Origin of the sequence: Streptomyces sp. NPDC093225 (assembly GCF_044753805.1) — a bacterium.
Lineage (GTDB): Bacteria > Actinomycetota > Actinomycetes > Streptomycetales > Streptomycetaceae > Streptomyces.
On the sequence record NZ_JBIVNX010000002.1, the window covers coordinates 275,566 to 290,119 of the forward strand.

Below are 14,554 nucleotides of genomic sequence, written 5' to 3' on the forward strand. Positions count from 1 at the left end.
GGAGGACGGAGGGCGAGGCGTAGGGCGGTCATGTCCAGCCGAGTTCGGTGTAGGGACGGCCGGCGCGAATGCCTTCGATCGCGGCCCAGGTGTAGGCGACGATCGGCTCGGGGAGGGCGTCGGCCGGCCACCAGCCCCAGGAGACGCACCGGTCCGGCTCCAAGACCTCGGGCGTCCCCGTCCAGTGCTGCGCACGAAAGACGAACCCGATCCGGGGCTGCGCGCCGGGCTCATCCACCATGTGCACCACGTGCGCCAACTCGACGTCCTGCGGATCGATGAGCAGGCCGGCCTCCTCCTTCGCTTCCCGCACCAGGCAGGCCACGGCAGACTCCTGCTCGCAGTGACCGGCCAGGAAGTGGTGGGTGCCGCCGGCGTACGCGGAGTCGGGGTGCCGCAGGCCGAGCAGGACCCGGCCGCCGCGTTCCAGGTAGAGGTGGACGCCGACGATATGCGGGACGCTGGTGCTGCCCGCCTTCGGGCGGTCCGGCCCGAGGGCCTCGCGCTGGGCCGCCGCCTTGGTGCGGCCGGAGTGCTCGGCGTGCCGCCGTACGAGGTCCAGGGTGGAGGGGTTCAGCCGCAGGCGGGGCATGGTGTCGGGGTGGAACCAGGCGAGCATCACGCCCTCGGTGAGCGGCAGGCCGGCGGGGTCGCCGTTCCACCGGGTGGTGAACACCTGCACCGGCACGGTCAGGCCGTCGGTGCCGGTGGCGAGTTCGACGGCGAACGGCTCCATGACGCCCGGCTCGAGCCCGGCTTCCTCCCGCAGTTCACGGCGGACGGTGTCTTCGAGTGAGGTGTCGCCCGGCTCGCGGCCTCCGCCGAGCAGCGCCCAGGCCCCGGGCTCCCAGATGCCGGGGAGGTCATCGCGCAGGTGCAGCAGGTAGCGGCCGTGCCCGTCGTGGATCAGCGCCGAGGCGTTGACCGGCTCGATGTGTCCGTCGAGTCCGGAGGCACAGAGCTTGGCCCGCAGCTGCGGGGCCGTGACCTCGTCGAAGGCGCGCCACTCGGCGGCCGAGACCTCCTCCGTTTGCACGGTGACCTCGATGTCCCTGTCTACCAGCTGGAAGACGAAGCGGAAGTCCCAGTGCTGGTGCGCGCTTTCGCCCTTGACCGGGTTGGCGTCGATGTCGAAGACGTCGATGTCGATGGGCAGGGGACCGTAGGCGGCGGTGGCGCACAGGGCGCCGGGCGGGATGCCGGCCTCCTCGTGGACCTCGCGCAGCGCCGTCTCCAGCAGCGAGCGGTCACCTGCCTCGACGTGCCCGCCGGGTGCCAGCATCAGCCCGAAGACGTTGTGGTGGACGAGCAGGACACGGCGGTCGTGGTCGACGACGACCGCGCTGCACGTGATGTGCCCCGGCATGGTCGAGCGGCTCGTGGGCTCGGCGTCTTGGTCCAGCAGCCGCAACAGAGTTGCCAGCAGCGGCGCTTCAGCTGGGTGCCGTTCCAGGTAGGCGGTGACGACGTCCTGGATGTGGGCTCGGGTGGGCGGCAAGGTGACCTCGCAGTTCGGTGACGCGGACGAGTACGGAATGTCTGAACGGGCAGTCACGGGCCTCGGCCTCGGTGAACTCCCAGCACCGGCGCCCGGCTGTGGGCCAGCATCCGGATCCCCGCACTCCTGAGAGTGGTTGCCCATCGCCGTCCGCGGTGCTGCGGCGGCAGGGAGTACGGAACCTGCGGACTGCGTGGCGGTGCGAGGTTCGGGCACCGCGACAGCGGTGGAGTCCTTCGGGTCATCCGGCTCGGGCGGCGGGATGGGCATGTGCCGCAGGGCACGCAAGGGCGAGAGCGCCAAGATCACGAGCGGTACGACCAGCAGGCAGGCACCGACGGCCAGCGCAGGCCGTACTCCGGCCCAGGTGCCGAGGCCTCCGGCCATCAGCGCCCCCAGTGGCCGGGCGCCGGAGGTCAGGCAGGTGCTGACGGCTTGCATCCGGGCCTGCATCCGGTACTCGGTGATGATCTGCCGGATGGATCGCTGGGTGGTGCCGGCGGCTGCGGCGCAGGTCAACTGTAGGAACAGTGACGCGCCGATGGTGATCTCCCAGCCGATTCCGGGGGAGGCCAGCAGCAGCGGGAGCTGGGTGAGCGGGGTGAGGGCGAGCGCCCCGAGCATCATCGGCCCGGGTCCGCGTTGTCGTGTGAGGGCCGGGGCGGCGAAGGCGCCTGCTGCCGCCCCCAGCGCGCCGATTCCCAGCACCAGGCCGAAGACGGTCGCACTCAGCTGCAGAACCCGCAGCAGATACAGAGCCCACAACGTGTTGAGGACTGCCAAGGCCAACGAGGTGGTGGCGTTGACCCAGGTCAGCACGCTCAGCCGTCGGTCGGCGTGCACGTACCGCAGGCCCTCGGCGATCTCCGTACGCAGTCGGCGCTTCTCCGCTCGTGTCGGGCTGGTCTCGTCGGTCTGGATCCGGGCCGTACACCAGGCGCTCAACAGGTAGGAGGCGACGTCGCCGAGCAGGGCGCGGGCCGGGCCGAGCAGCGCGGTCAGTGCGGCGCCGGCGTTGCTGCCGCCGGTCGCGGCGATCGCGAACAGGCTTCCGATCCGGCTGTTGCTCCGCTGGATCAAGGACTTCTCGACCAGCTTCGGGAGCAGGCTGATCGCCGCCGCATCGTGCAGCACGCCGGCGGCACCCTGGACGGCCGCAACAACCATGAGCTGCGTCAACGTCAGCACACCGAGGGCCGCTGCCAGCGGCACGGTCGCCAGGGCAGCAGCGCTGACCAGGTCACCTGTGATCATCTGGCGACGCTTGGAGTGCCGGTCGGCGAGGGCACCGGCATGCAGTGCCAGCAGCGCGGGCGGCAGCTGTCCGAGGAACGCCAACCAGGCCACCTGCCCCGTGGTGGCGCCCAGCTCGAGTACGGCCAGCACCGGGAGCGCCATCGACGTAATGGAACTGCCAGCCACACTCGCGGTCTGGCCGGTCAGGTAGCGCCGGAAGTCGCGGTGCCGCCACAACGTTGCCCGCGCGGTGGCGGATTTGGGCGAGGCCCTCACGGAGAGCCTCCCACGGCCAGGCCCTCGGTGAGCACCTCTACGGCTGCGTGCCGGGCCCGCCCGGAGGTAACCCTGGCTGCGCTGCCGACGGGTTCGAACAGCGGACAGACCGAGCAGACGGTGCCCACGGCCGCCCGGGGCACGGCAAGGTTCTGGTAGAGCCTGTTCACGGGCGGTCCTCCCGCATCAGCAGGTCCAGGGTCCGCCGGCCGCGGGCAGTGACGAACGGATCATCGTTGTCGGGACCCCACGCGAGGCAGCTGGCAGCGTCCAGCGCGGTCAGGCAGCGCAGTGCGTAGTGCTCGCCTTCGGTCAGCTGACGGCCGAAGCCGAGGAAGAAGGCCTGCATCCGGTCGGGGTGATCGAGCCATTGGCCTGCGGCGAGGTTGACGAGGTCCTGAACGGTTGCCGCCAGGCGGGAACGCTCGAAGTCAACCAGCGCAAGCCGGTGCTCTACTCGCGACCACAGCCAGTTTCGCGGCTGATTGTCCCCGTGGATCAACCCGACCGGCACCCGGCCGACACGGCGGAGCTGCTCCGCGTAGTCGCGGACCAGCTGCCTTTCGGCGGGGTTGATCCGGTCCCCTGCCCGGGCCAGATGCTTCTCCGCACCATTGGCCGCGGAGGCGAGCGCCGCCTCTGCTGCCGCACGGTTCTCACCCCGGAGGTCTCCGGCATGCTGGAGTTGCGCGATGAGTGCTCCGGCCTGCTGGTGCACGGCGCGATGTTCAATCGCGGTCAAGTTCAGTTCCTTGACGGGGGTGCCGGGTACGGCGGTGAGCAGGAGCGCGAGTTCTCCAGCATGGCTGTCGACCAGCTGGGGTGCCCGGCCAGCCCCCAGGGCCGGAACCGCGGACGCGTAGGCCAGGCTCTCGCGGGTGAAGGCCGTCTGGCTCGGCGACACCTTCAGGTAGAAGCGGACACCGTCGCAGCGCTCCAGCTCCCACACACGGGAGGACGGCCGCTCGTGAGAGGCGTTCCGTACGGTCACGGCCGGTCCGATGCACTGCTCCGCCCACCTCTTCAACTCGGCGGAGAGGGTCTTCGGCTCGCTCACGCCCCACCCCCCGAAGGCCGGTGCTGGGTGGGCGTGGCCACCGCTTGGTGGCTGCGGCCTTTGGCTGTGGTCTGGGTTGCGGCCGTCATGCGAGGTCCCCGGCGGACAGAGTCGTCAGCGCCGGCGGGCTGGGCCGGGATCGTGGCGTCGAAGGCGGCTGCCTGCACCAGGTAGGCGTCGCGGAAGTCCCCGGTCCCGGTTTTCGTGTCCATAAGTTCCTCGAAGGTGCCCGACTCGGCCACCCGGCCGTCCTTGAGGACGTGGATGAGGTCCGCGTGGCGCACGGAATGGAGACGGTGGGTGATGAGGACGATCGTCTGGCCGGTGGTCGTGGCCAGGGCCCTGATCTGGTCGAAGACCCGCTGTTCCGCGACGGCGTCGAGGGCACTGGTGGGTTCGTCCACGATGAGGATCTCGGCCTTGCGGTACTTGGCGCGGGCGATGCCGATGCGTTGCCACTGCCCGCCGGAGATCTGGTGGCCGCCGCGGTAGCCGCGGGCCAACAGCGTGCCGAGCCCGCGCGGCAGGTCATCGAGAACCTGGTCGGCTCCGGAGAAGCCGGCGGCCTCCTCGACCGCCCGGTCGTCGGGGTCCTGGCCGGGCTGGCCGATGCCGATGTTCACCCGGAAGGTGAAGGGCCAGTGGTAGAAGTCCTGCGACATCAGCGCGACGCGGCCGAAGACCTGGTCGCGGTCGGCGGTGCGGGCATCGACGTCGTCCCACCAGACCGTGCCGCCGCCCTCGTCCGGCAGGTACAGCCCGGCCAGCAGCCGGACCAGCGTGGACTTGCCAGAGCCGTTCTCACCCACCAGCGCGATGATCTTCCCAGCCGGGAATGACAGGCTCACCTCGCGCAGGGTCGGCTCCAGCTCTTCGCCAGTACTGCCGCTGCGGGGGTAGGTGAAGGTGACCTTCTCGAAGCGGACCTCCCGCAGCCGCTCGGGCAGCGGGTCCCCGCCCACGGGGATGGCCCGGGTCTTCGCCTCCCGGCACAGTCGCTCGAAGTCGGCGACGAACAGCGACTCCTGGTGCAACTCGGTGATCTGCAGCACGAGGGTGTCCAGGCTGGCGGCGCCGGTACGGATGGCCAGGACGGCCGTGCCCGCGACCGCGAGGTCCATGGCCCCGCCCCACAGGAGGGCACCGAGGGCCCCGTACGTGAGGAGGGTGGCGATGCCGCCGGCGCCGTCGGCGACGAGCCCGATCCTTGCGGCGCGGCGGGCGAGCCGGGTCTGCTCGCGTTCGCTGGTTTCGGCCATGGTTCGGAAGTGCCCGAGCAGGAAGGGCCCGACCTCGTGGACGCGGACTTCCGCCGCCGCCTCCTTCTGGGTCAGCAGCTGGCCGAGCAGGTGCCCGGCCCGGGCGTGCTGTACGAACGCGTGGAAGGAGATGTACTTCTGGCGGGAGATCATCAGCGAACTCCACGCGCTCGGCAGGGTCATCAGGACCAGCAGAGGCAGCAGCACCGGGTGCAGGACGGTCAGCACGCCGGCAGCAGCGACCAGGGACACTCCCGCGTTGAGGGTGTTGGTGCAGTAGCGGATCATGCGCCGGGCGGAGTCGGCGCCGTACCGGGCTGCGTCGAGGAGCCGGTGGAACTCGTCGTCCTCGATCGCCGCGAGCTCCGTACGGTGCACCAGCCCCAGGTACTGTTCGGTCGCCACCCGCTGCACCTTCGGCTCCAGCGCCCCGGTGGCCGCCGTTGAGGCCGAGCGCAGCAGGGAACCGAGGAACGCGGTGATCGCCACGACCGTGAGCGCGGGGACCGCCTGGGAGAGGCGCTCGTTCGTGCTGCCGCCCGCGAGGATGTGCCCGAGCACGCTGTTCACCGCGACCAAGCCGACCGCCTGGGCGATGCCACGGCCGGCCTCGGAAGCAAGAACCACACGCAGGGCTCGGGCATCGGCCAGGCGCGCGAGCCGCAGCCCGGTACCCACCAGCCGCGGCAGTTCGCGCGCCATCGTCCAGAGCCCGAGCTTGAGCCAGGCGCCCTCGTGCCGGTCCCAGCCGATGTCGTAGGCGAGCTCGCCGCCGAAGAGGAGCCGCTCGGACTCCGACACCCCCGCGGCGCCGGATCCGGTCGTCGAGTCCTTGCTCACGCGGCCCTCCCGGTATCCGGTCGTGAGTCGCGGCTACGCGAGGGCGAGGCGTCAACGCGGCGGCCGCAGGCCGGGCGCGAACACGGGGCAGGTCGGGGATGTTCGATTACAGCGGCGGTGTCGAGTTGGTTTGGCACGGGATTCACGGGGTCCTCCGGATGGGCGCACGGCTGGTACTGGTGCTCTAAGAACGGCTCCCGATCGGGTGCGTCACGGCCGAATCGGGGGCGAATGGTGAACGCATGTTCTGGTCTGGCTTGGTGGGCTTGGCAGGCCTGCGGTGGCGGCGTTGAAACTCGCTCGAACAGGTTCCTGTCACTCCGCCGGGGGATTGCCGGCCTCAGCGCGGGCGCCGGGACTGGGCGCCTGCGGGCATGACGAGGAGGGCAGTGGCGGGGTGTGCCGCTGCCCTGGTGGAGCGAGAGGAGAGGTCAGGCGGTGGTGGCCTCCAGGGCCTGGTTCCAGGCGCCAATGCCCGCGGGGTCGAGGAGCGGGGCGACGGGCATGGCGAGGTATTCGTGCTCGACGAGGTAGAGGGCCGCGGTGCCGGCGTGGCCGGGGAAGAGCTCGTCCATGCGGCGGGTGATCACTTCGGCGTCGGCGTCCGGGACACCGAGGATGCTCCGCGCGAAGATCTTCCGGTTCCAGACATCGATGCCGAAGACCGAGGGGTCGCGGGAGGCATGGGAGACCATGACCGCGGCCGTGTAGGGGCCGACGCCCTTGATCTCCTGGAACCGCTCCACCAGGTTTTCGCCGCGGAGGTCTTCTGGCGTGTGGTCGCGGAAGAAGGCGGCGAAGTGCGGCAGGGACTTGGCCCGGTACCCGAGCCTGTCCTGCTCCTTGAAGGTCTCGGCCGTCACGTCGGCGATCTCCGCGGGCGTGAACCAGGCCCTGAGCGTGATGCCGTCGAAGCGGACGAGGAGCCCGTGGTGGGTGAGGAGGTTGCGGGTCATCGCCGTCGTGCGGCTGACCGTGGTGTTCTGCAGGAGCAGGGCGACCACGGAGATCTCGAAGTGGTCCTCCGGGCAGGACTGCCGCATGCCCGCGAGTCCGGCGAGCGGCTCGCGCATGGCCGGGACTTGCTCCGCCAGGGTGGTGAAGGCGGTGACGTCTTCGGTCAGCCCGTACGAGGTGGTCAGGCGGGTCCGGAGCTGCTCGCGGTGGGTGGGCTTGTAGTCGCCGTCGGTGTAAATGTCGGCGATGACGGTGCGGTCCTCGTACGTGAGGCGGACGCCGGCGACGAGGTCGCCGACGCGGAAGGTGCGCCAGCTTTGGTCGGCGGTGTGGGCCTCCAGGCCGGTGTCGTAGTGGGAGGGCTTCCACACGGTGTGGCGGAAGGAGAAGGGGCCGCCGGTGACGGGCAGGTGGAGGGTGTCGGCGTGGTCGAGGTGGCGGATGGTCACTGCGAGGGCTCCCTGGGGGATCGTCCGTGGGTGGAGCGGAGACGGGCGTCGTCCTCCGCTGCCGGGGCCGGGATGGGGGCGGCCGACGGCCGCGGCATGTCGTAGGCGGAGAGCGCGGCTGTGAGGTGGGCAGCGGTGGCTTGCCGCAGCTCGTCCGGGCCGATGACGGTGACGTCGGGCCCGTACGAGGTGACCAGGGGAATCAGCCACTCCCACCGGTCGACGTACAGCACGAGCGTGAGGCTGCCGTCGTCGTGGTGGGTGACCTCGGAGCTCTTCTTCAGGCTCAGTCGCAGGAGTTCGTCCCGTGCTGCGGCGGAGACAGCGAGTTCAACGCGGGTGTCGCCCTTGCCGAATTCCTCCATCGCCTCGTTCCACCAGGTACGGACGGAGAAATCCTCCGGATATGGGAAAGAGAGGTCGGTGGGGCGGATCCGGTCGATCAAATTGAGCCGGTATCTGGCAGGGGCGGCGTTGGGCGGGGCGGCGACCATATGCCACTCGCCCCCTTTCCAGACCATGCCGAGCGGCTTGAGGACGGCCGTCTCCTGCCGGCCGTCCTTGGTGCGGTGCACGATTTCAAGGGCCGTGTCGGTGAGCACGGCGGTGCGTAGAACGCCGAGGTGGCCGGATCCCTGCCCGGTCCAATACCAGTCGGCGGTGTCGAAGTGGAAGCGCTGGTTGATCCTGCGCATCACCTCGCGCACGCTCTGGGAGATCCCCGCGGCCTGCAACCGCTCGTCGGATTCGCTGTCGTCGTTCTCCAGCAGGCCCAGCACGTACAGGCGCAGGGCCTGGTCGGAGTCAAGGGTCAGGGGGTGGACCGGGTCTTCGCCGGCCAGACGGTAGCCGCCCTTGGCACCGGGAAGGGAGTCGATCTCGATGCCGTGGGCGGCGAGCTGGGCGATGTCCCGCTGAATGGTCCGGACTTCGACGCCGAAGCGCTCAGCCAGCGTGCGCGCGGGCACGTGTTCGTGACTGCGGAGCATCTGGATGATCCGCAGGTGGCGGGTGTGGGTGGCGTTGACCATCACACCGCCGACACCAGCGGATAGACCTGGCCGGTGGCGTACGACCAGTGAGGAGCGGTGGCCATGTCGATGCAGGCCGTGGCCACCTCCTCCAGGCCCAAGGCGCGGCCCCAGGGCAGGCTCCCGAAGTAGGACAACTTGTCAGTGACGCCCTTGAGGGCCATTACGTGGTCCGCGAGCGGGGAGTCGATCAAGGACGGGGCGAGCAGGTTCACCCGGACGCCGTGCTGGGCCTCTTCCCTGGCTAGCGTGATCACCAGGGCTTCGACGGCGGCCTTGGCCGCGCTGTAGGGCCCGTTGCCGGCGCGGGCGGCCCGGCCGGCGTCCGATCCCACCGCCAGCACCGAGGCCCGCGTTCGGCGCGCAAGCGGAGCTAATGCCTGCCATGTCGCGGCCAACGAGGTGACGTTGGCCCGGTAGACCTCCTCGAACTCAGCCACCGGAGTCTCGGCCACCGTCTTCTTGCTGGACGGCGCCCCGACGCACGCGAACACCGCGTCCAGCCGGTGCGGCAGGTCCTCGGCCACCAGCCGCAGCCGGTCCCACGTCGCCTTCTCCGAGGCATCGAACCGCTCCCACAGGCTGCCCTGCTGGGCGGTCTCCGGTTGGCGGGTTCGGTAGGTGGCCAGGACGAACCAGTCTTTCGCCATCAGTTGGCGAGTGATCTCGGCTCCCAGGGCACCGCTGGCGCCGGTCACCACGGCCATCGGTCGCCGGGGCTTCCTTGCGATCTCAAGCTCGTCCGCGAGCACTCCCACTCGCTCGACAGGGAGGTGGAGAGGGAGGTCGACCTCGCCGGGGCCCTTCATTCCGACTCCGCCTGGGTGCCGGGGGCGTCGGGGTGGTCGGTGTCCCACATCTCCGCGAACCGCATCTGGCTCGCCGGGATGCTGAACAGGGCACCGACATTGCAGGCGTGCTGGATGGCGGCCTCGTCGTCGCGGACGACCGTGACGACGGTGTGGGGGAAGGCGATGAGCATGTGCTGCTTGTCGATGAGGTGGGCGTAGTACAGGCGTGGCTCGAGGGAGCGCGCCAGCTGCAGCGCCAGTTCCGGGGCCCGCGCGGCAGGAACGGTGACTTCGCAGATTTCGATGGGGGTCTGGCCGTCGAGGTCGTGCGGATAGCGGTGGACGGGCAGGTTCTGGAACCCGGAGGGCAGGGTCCGGTCGGTCAGGCTCTCGGTGATGACGACGGCCCGCATGGTCGCGGCGGCAGACACGCTGGTTCGGTCCTCTCGGAAGGCGGGTCAGTGGTGGGGGAAGGCCAGAACACCGGCCACGTCGCGGCCGGTGCAGGCGGCCAGCAGCCGTTCGACACCGAGGCCGAAGGTGACCACGTCCGCGGGGTCGCGGTCGACGTCGGCGTAGAACTCGATGGGCCCGCTGTCGGCGGCGACGCCGTGCAGCTCCTCACGCAGGAGCATGTTCGCCTCGACCATCGGCCGGTACTCCGCAGCCGTCCGCAGCTTGAGCCCGCCGTCGCAGAGCTCGACGCCACCGGCGATGAGCGAGAACCGCTGGGCCAGCCCGGTCCGCTCGTCGACGCGGCTGTTGTGCCGCAGCTCGTACGGGAAGGAGTGCAGCATGGTCGGGGTGGTGACGGCGGCTTCGACCGCGTGCTTGACGAAGTCCTCCATCACCTGCCACGGCCCGCCGTCCGCGGGCAGGCCTCGCCGGTCCATCCAGGCGCGTGCGGCGGCCACTAGCGCGGCCCCTTCAGGCGCTGTGGTCACGCCGAGGGCCTCGGCGATGGCGTCCGGCACTGGCCGGACCCCGATGGTGGTGAAGTCCGTGCCAGCTGTGGCCAGGTCAGCGAAGACGGTGCGGACTGTGTGCTGCACGAGTTCGGTTACTGCGGTCATGCCCTGGTCCGGGGTGAGGTCGCGGGCGGCCGTCTGCAGCATGGTGAACTCGATCGCGTGGGAGCCGTCTTCACGCTCGGCCCGGATTGCCGGCCCAAGGTCGTAGACCCGCTCGACGCTGGTCACCACCCGCCGCAGGTGTTCCTCGGCGGAGTGCTTGAGGTGGTAGCCCTGACCGGTCAGGGGGTGCTTGGTGGAGAACTGCGGGATCGGGGCGCTCTCCCGGACCCGGCACAGCACCGGGGTGGGGAACTCCCGGTACCCGCTGTCGTGGAGCCAGCCGCGTAAGGCCCGCAGTAGGTCGGCCTTGAGGAGGACGACATCGCGCTCGGCGGGGTTGTCCTTGAGGAAGGTGCCGTAGAAGCGGCGTTCAGCGCTGCGGTCAGTCACGGCCGTCATGCCGTCTCCCCTTCCTGACGGGCCGTCCACGGCGACACGACGGTCAGGGCCTGACGGCCGCTGGAGTCCAGGCGGACGGTCGCGCCGATCGGGAGGGTGTACTTCAGCGGGGTGTGCCCGTAGGGCAGGCCGTGGGCGATCGGCCAGTCGTAGCCGTCGCACAGGTCCTCGATCATCTCGGTCAGCGTTACGCCGCCGCTCGGGTCGCAGGACACCGCCTCCCCGACGATGAGGCCGGTGATCCGGTCCAAGACGCCGCAGTCCCGGAAGTGGGTGAGAGCCTGGTCGAGGACCTCGACGCTCTTGAACGCGTCCTCGATGGCGAGGACCGCGCCGTCCCACAGGGGCTCCCACGGGGTGCCGAGCAGGCAGCGCAGCGAGGACAGGCAGCCGGCGACCAGGTGCCCCTCGGTGGCCCCGGTGCGGCTCCAGGTCAGGGGCGCGGGGATCCGGCCAGCCGAAGGGCGGCCCGCGAGCACCGCGGTGAAGTGCGCGGCGGTGGTGGCCGGGGCGTCCTCGGAGGCCAAGTCCCACATGACGGAGGGCCCGTGGAAGGTGACCAGCCCGGTCTCGGCCGTGATCGCGTTCAGCAGCAGGCTCGGGTCGCTGACCCCGACGATCGCCTTCGGGTGGCGCCGGATCAGGTTGAAGTCCAGGCCGGACAGGAGCCTGTTGGCGCTCTTTCCGCCGCCCGCGCACACCACCGCGGTGACCGTGTCGTCCGCGATCAGGGAGTGGAAGTCCTCCAGGAGGGTCCGGCTGTTGCCGGCGCGGTATCCGCTCTGTCCGGTCGCGTTCGGTGCCACGACGGGCTCGAAGCCGAGGGCGGCGAGGGCCTCCACACCGCGGTCGAAGATGCCGGGGTCCGCAGCGGGTTCGGGGGCGGAGACGGTGACAATGCCGATCCGGTCGCCCTTGATGGCCGGCGCGGGGAGAAGCGGTGTCGTGCTCAAGAGGAGTGCTCCTTTGGCAGGTCGGTGCCGGGGAGGTAACGGGGGAGGTGCCTCCCCGGCACACAGGGTGACGGTAGGGGGGTTACTGCGTGGGGGCCAGTCGCATTCGCGTCTCGTCCCGGGCCCGGTCCGCAGTCGCCTCACTGGTCCACGGGGTGAGCGAGGTGTAGTAGTCGAAGTGCGACCAGCCTTCCAGCGAGTCCGGCGGTACGAAGCCGTGCTCAAGGGCCGTGTCGTACAAGCCGGTGCCGGGGTAGGGGGCGAACAGGTGCACCCGGGTCTCCGGGGTGGGGGACAGACCGCGGAGTTCCTCGATGAGGGAGTAGGTGTCCTCCATCTCCGCCTCGCTCTCGCCGGGGAATCCGACGATGAACGTGTAGGAGCCGAGGATCCCGTTGTCCGCGATCTCCCGGGCGACGTCCAGCAGCCGCTCGCGGTTGATCTGCTTCTTCACGACCTCGTCCAGGACCCGGTCGTTGCCGGACTCCATGCCCATCAGCAGGCGGGTGCAGCCGCTGGCCGCGATCCGCTGGAGCAGCGGCATGCCTTTCTTGCGGGCCTTGAGGATGTCGTTGGGGTTGATGGACGCCGCCCACTTCAGGTCCAGGCCCTGCTCGATCAGCCCTTCGCAGAAGCCCATGGCCCGCTGGAGGTGCACGAAGAAGTCCGCGTCGTAGAACTTCACCCCCGTGATGCCGTACCGGGCCTTGAGGTCGGCGATGTCCCGCAGCAGATCGCCGGCCAGCATGGCGGAGTACTTGCGCTGGTAGACCAGCTCGTAGCAGAAGTCGCAGATGTAGACGCAGCCCTGGCTGCTGATGTAGTTGAGGGTCCGCTCGGCCACCGTCGGGTCATCGCGGATGTACCGGGGAATGTCGAGCAAGTCCCAGGGGTAAGCGCCCATCGCGCCCGTGCGTGGCGGGTTGACCAGCCCCTTCAGCGTCTGACCGCACCGGTGAGTGACCAAACCAGGTACGTCCTGGCGGCGGGTGCGTCCCAGCAGCGAAGCGACGTACGCGGTGATGGAGTTCTGGCCCGGGCCCTGCAGCACGGCGTCCACCAGCGGATGCGCGGCGGTCTGCTCAGCTAGCACGTTCACGTGGGGCCCGCCGAACACGACCGGCGGGCAGTAGGGACGGGCCTTCGCGGAGGCCACCATGCCCAGGGCGTGCCCGATCTGGCCGCCGCCGGTCATGATGCTCACCCCGATGCACACCGTGCGCTCCAGCTCCTCGTCGAGGAGCTTCTCCCACGCGGATGCGTCCTGCTGATTGCCGTCGAAGAGCACGACGTCGACCATGCCGGAGTCCCTCAGCGCCTTGGCCAGCGTCAGGAGGGCGAAGGGCATCCAGAAGTAGACGTAGTTCTTCTCGTGGTCGATCTTGGGGTAAGCCAGGATGACCACCGGCCGGTTGCCAGCTGCGGCCGGGCCGCAAGGCGCATCCTCGGCGGGGGTGGCTAGCGCGGGCATGCCGAGCATGACGGTCATCGGACGGCCTCCGGCTGCGGGGCGGTGCTGCGGAAGTAGGCGTCGGCGTACATCTCGAAGGCGGCCTCGACTGCGTGCTCCAGCGCCGTCTCGGACTCTGCTGCCGCCGCGGCCAGGTCGACCGTGTTGTCCTCGCGCAGCAGGCAGAACTGCAACCGCATGTCCGCGGTCAGCCGCAGCGCCATGAGCGCGTCGTGACAGGGGAAGAACGGACAGCCCCGGCACACCGACCCGTACCAGGCGCCGGCGGTGGAGTCCTTCACCACCACCCGCATCCCCGAGGCGAGCGTCAGCACGGTCATGGGGTGGCCCAGGCCCCCCTGCTGCACGGTCTCCTCGCGCACCGCCTGGCCGCGCAGGACTTCGGTGATCTCGCCGAGCGGGAGATAGGTGTCCGGCAAGGTCTTGCCGCGCTTGGTCAGCAGACGGCGGCTGTAGGACTCCGCGCCCTGGTCGAGGTCCTTGATGACATCGAGGAGCTTGACGCTGGCCACGCTGATGTCTTCGCACATCTGCACCAGGGCGGGGAGCTCGGTGTCATTGATCCCGGCCAGGACCACGACGTTTACCTTGACCGGGATCCCCGTGGCCACGCACTGCTTGATCGCGTCTACGACCTGGCCGTGGTCGTCGACGTTGCAGATCTCGTGGTGCAGCACGGGGTCGAGCGTGTCCAGGGAGACGTTGAAGAGTGTCACCCCCGCCTTCGCCAGGTCCTCGGCGAGCTCGCCGATGCGCGGGTGCCGGGAGATCACCTCGATCTCCGTGAACCCGGCTTCGTCCCGGAGGCGGCGGACCGTCTCCACGAGCGGCTCGTACAGGGCGGGGTCGCCGCCGGTCAGCTTCACACTCGTGAGGCCGCGGGCCCGCACCGCGTGCGCGACCCGCAGGAGGTCATCAGGGTTCAGCGCGACGTCCTTCGGCGTGGACACGGCTTCACCCGACGGGCGGCAGTAGCCGCAGGCCCGCTTGCAGCGGGAGTTCACCGTGACGCGCCACTGCGGTACCAGCATCGTGCTCTCCCCAGGGTTGGCCGTCTTCGTCGAGGTCACAGCCTCTCGGTCCTCTCTCTTGATCAGCAACGGCATCGGTCAATCCCGATGTCGGGGTTGCGTGGCGCCGAGGCACGAAACCCCGACACCGGTGCGGTCTTCACGAAGTCGGGCCCGGGAGAGCATCTGCCGGACCATGCGCTTGCTGTAGGCACGAGCCAGCAGGGCCGCGACCGGACCCACTACCGGGAACA

Annotated in this window: 11 protein-coding genes; all 11 read right to left on the reverse strand. The window is 70.0% G+C overall.

The annotated features are described in order from the left end of the window. Positions 1–28: 28 nt before the first annotated feature. Positions 29–3,010, reverse strand: coding sequence for an MFS transporter (locus ACIQCH_RS03315; RefSeq protein ID WP_402577396.1), 2,982 nt, complete (start codon positions 3,008–3,010; stop codon positions 29–31). Positions 3,011–3,176: 166 nt separating this feature from the next. Further along, on the reverse strand, positions 3,177–4,067 hold the full coding sequence (locus tag ACIQCH_RS03320; protein ID WP_402577398.1) for a phosphotransferase enzyme family protein: 891 nt from the start codon (positions 4,065–4,067) through the stop codon (positions 3,177–3,179). Beyond that, positions 4,064–6,028 carry an ABC transporter ATP-binding protein gene (locus ACIQCH_RS03325; protein WP_402577658.1) on the reverse strand — a complete coding sequence of 655 codons (1,965 nt, stop codon included), beginning with the start codon at positions 6,026–6,028 and terminating at the stop codon, positions 4,064–4,066. The genes ACIQCH_RS03320 and ACIQCH_RS03325 overlap by 4 nt, the downstream gene beginning before the upstream one ends. Positions 6,029–6,597: 569 nt before the next feature. Beyond that, entirely contained in the window at positions 6,598–7,572 is a 975-nt protein-coding gene (locus ACIQCH_RS03330; RefSeq protein ID WP_402577399.1) for a hypothetical protein, read from the reverse strand. Beyond that, positions 7,569–8,603 (reverse strand): helix-turn-helix transcriptional regulator, encoded by a 1,035-nt coding sequence (locus ACIQCH_RS03335; protein ID WP_402577660.1) that lies wholly within the window; start codon positions 8,601–8,603, stop codon positions 7,569–7,571. Before ACIQCH_RS03335 ends, ACIQCH_RS03330 begins: the two co-directional genes overlap by 4 nt. After that, entirely contained in the window at positions 8,603–9,310 is a 708-nt protein-coding gene (locus tag ACIQCH_RS03340; protein WP_402577401.1) for an SDR family NAD(P)-dependent oxidoreductase, read from the reverse strand. The genes ACIQCH_RS03335 and ACIQCH_RS03340 overlap by 1 nt, the downstream gene beginning before the upstream one ends. 98 nt (positions 9,311–9,408) lie before the next feature. After that, on the reverse strand, positions 9,409–9,825 hold the full coding sequence (locus tag ACIQCH_RS03345; protein ID WP_402577403.1) for a hypothetical protein: 417 nt from the start codon (positions 9,823–9,825) through the stop codon (positions 9,409–9,411). Between the two features lie 27 nt (positions 9,826–9,852). Then, positions 9,853–10,866: an amino acid--tRNA ligase-related protein gene (locus ACIQCH_RS03350; protein WP_402577405.1), complete on the reverse strand. Its 1,014-nt coding sequence runs from the start codon at positions 10,864–10,866 to the stop codon at positions 9,853–9,855. Continuing rightward, positions 10,863–11,819, reverse strand: a complete 957-nt coding sequence (locus ACIQCH_RS03355) for an LD-carboxypeptidase (RefSeq protein ID WP_402577407.1) — start codon at positions 11,817–11,819, stop codon at positions 10,863–10,865. The genes ACIQCH_RS03350 and ACIQCH_RS03355 overlap by 4 nt, the downstream gene beginning before the upstream one ends. 82 nt (positions 11,820–11,901) lie before the next feature. Beyond that, the gene (locus tag ACIQCH_RS03360) at positions 11,902–13,308 is read right to left on the reverse strand and encodes a B12-binding domain-containing radical SAM protein (protein ID WP_402577409.1); all 1,407 of its coding nucleotides are present in this window, start codon (positions 13,306–13,308) and stop codon (positions 11,902–11,904) included. Next, positions 13,305–14,321 carry a radical SAM protein gene (locus ACIQCH_RS03365; RefSeq protein ID WP_402577411.1) on the reverse strand — a complete coding sequence of 339 codons (1,017 nt, stop codon included), beginning with the start codon at positions 14,319–14,321 and terminating at the stop codon, positions 13,305–13,307. Before ACIQCH_RS03365 ends, ACIQCH_RS03360 begins: the two co-directional genes overlap by 4 nt. Positions 14,322–14,554: the final 233 nt, after the last annotated feature.

Coding starts and splice junctions, on each gene's coding strand:
- ACIQCH_RS03325 (WP_402577658.1), bottom strand. CDS start 6,028: ATGGCGCGCGAACTGCCGCGGCTGGTGGGTACCGGGCTGCGGCTCGCG.
- ACIQCH_RS03335 (WP_402577660.1), bottom strand. CDS start 8,603: ATGGTCAACGCCACCCACACCCGCCACCTGCGGATCATCCAGATGCTC.
- ACIQCH_RS03340 (WP_402577401.1), bottom strand. CDS start 9,310: ATGGCCGTGGTGACCGGCGCCAGCGGTGCCCTGGGAGCCGAGATCACT.
- ACIQCH_RS03350 (WP_402577405.1), bottom strand. CDS start 10,866: ATGACGGCCGTGACTGACCGCAGCGCTGAACGCCGCTTCTACGGCACC.
- ACIQCH_RS03360 (WP_402577409.1), bottom strand. CDS start 13,308: ATGACCGTCATGCTCGGCATGCCCGCGCTAGCCACCCCCGCCGAGGAT.
- ACIQCH_RS03365 (WP_402577411.1), bottom strand. CDS start 14,321: ATGCTGGTACCGCAGTGGCGCGTCACGGTGAACTCCCGCTGCAAGCGG.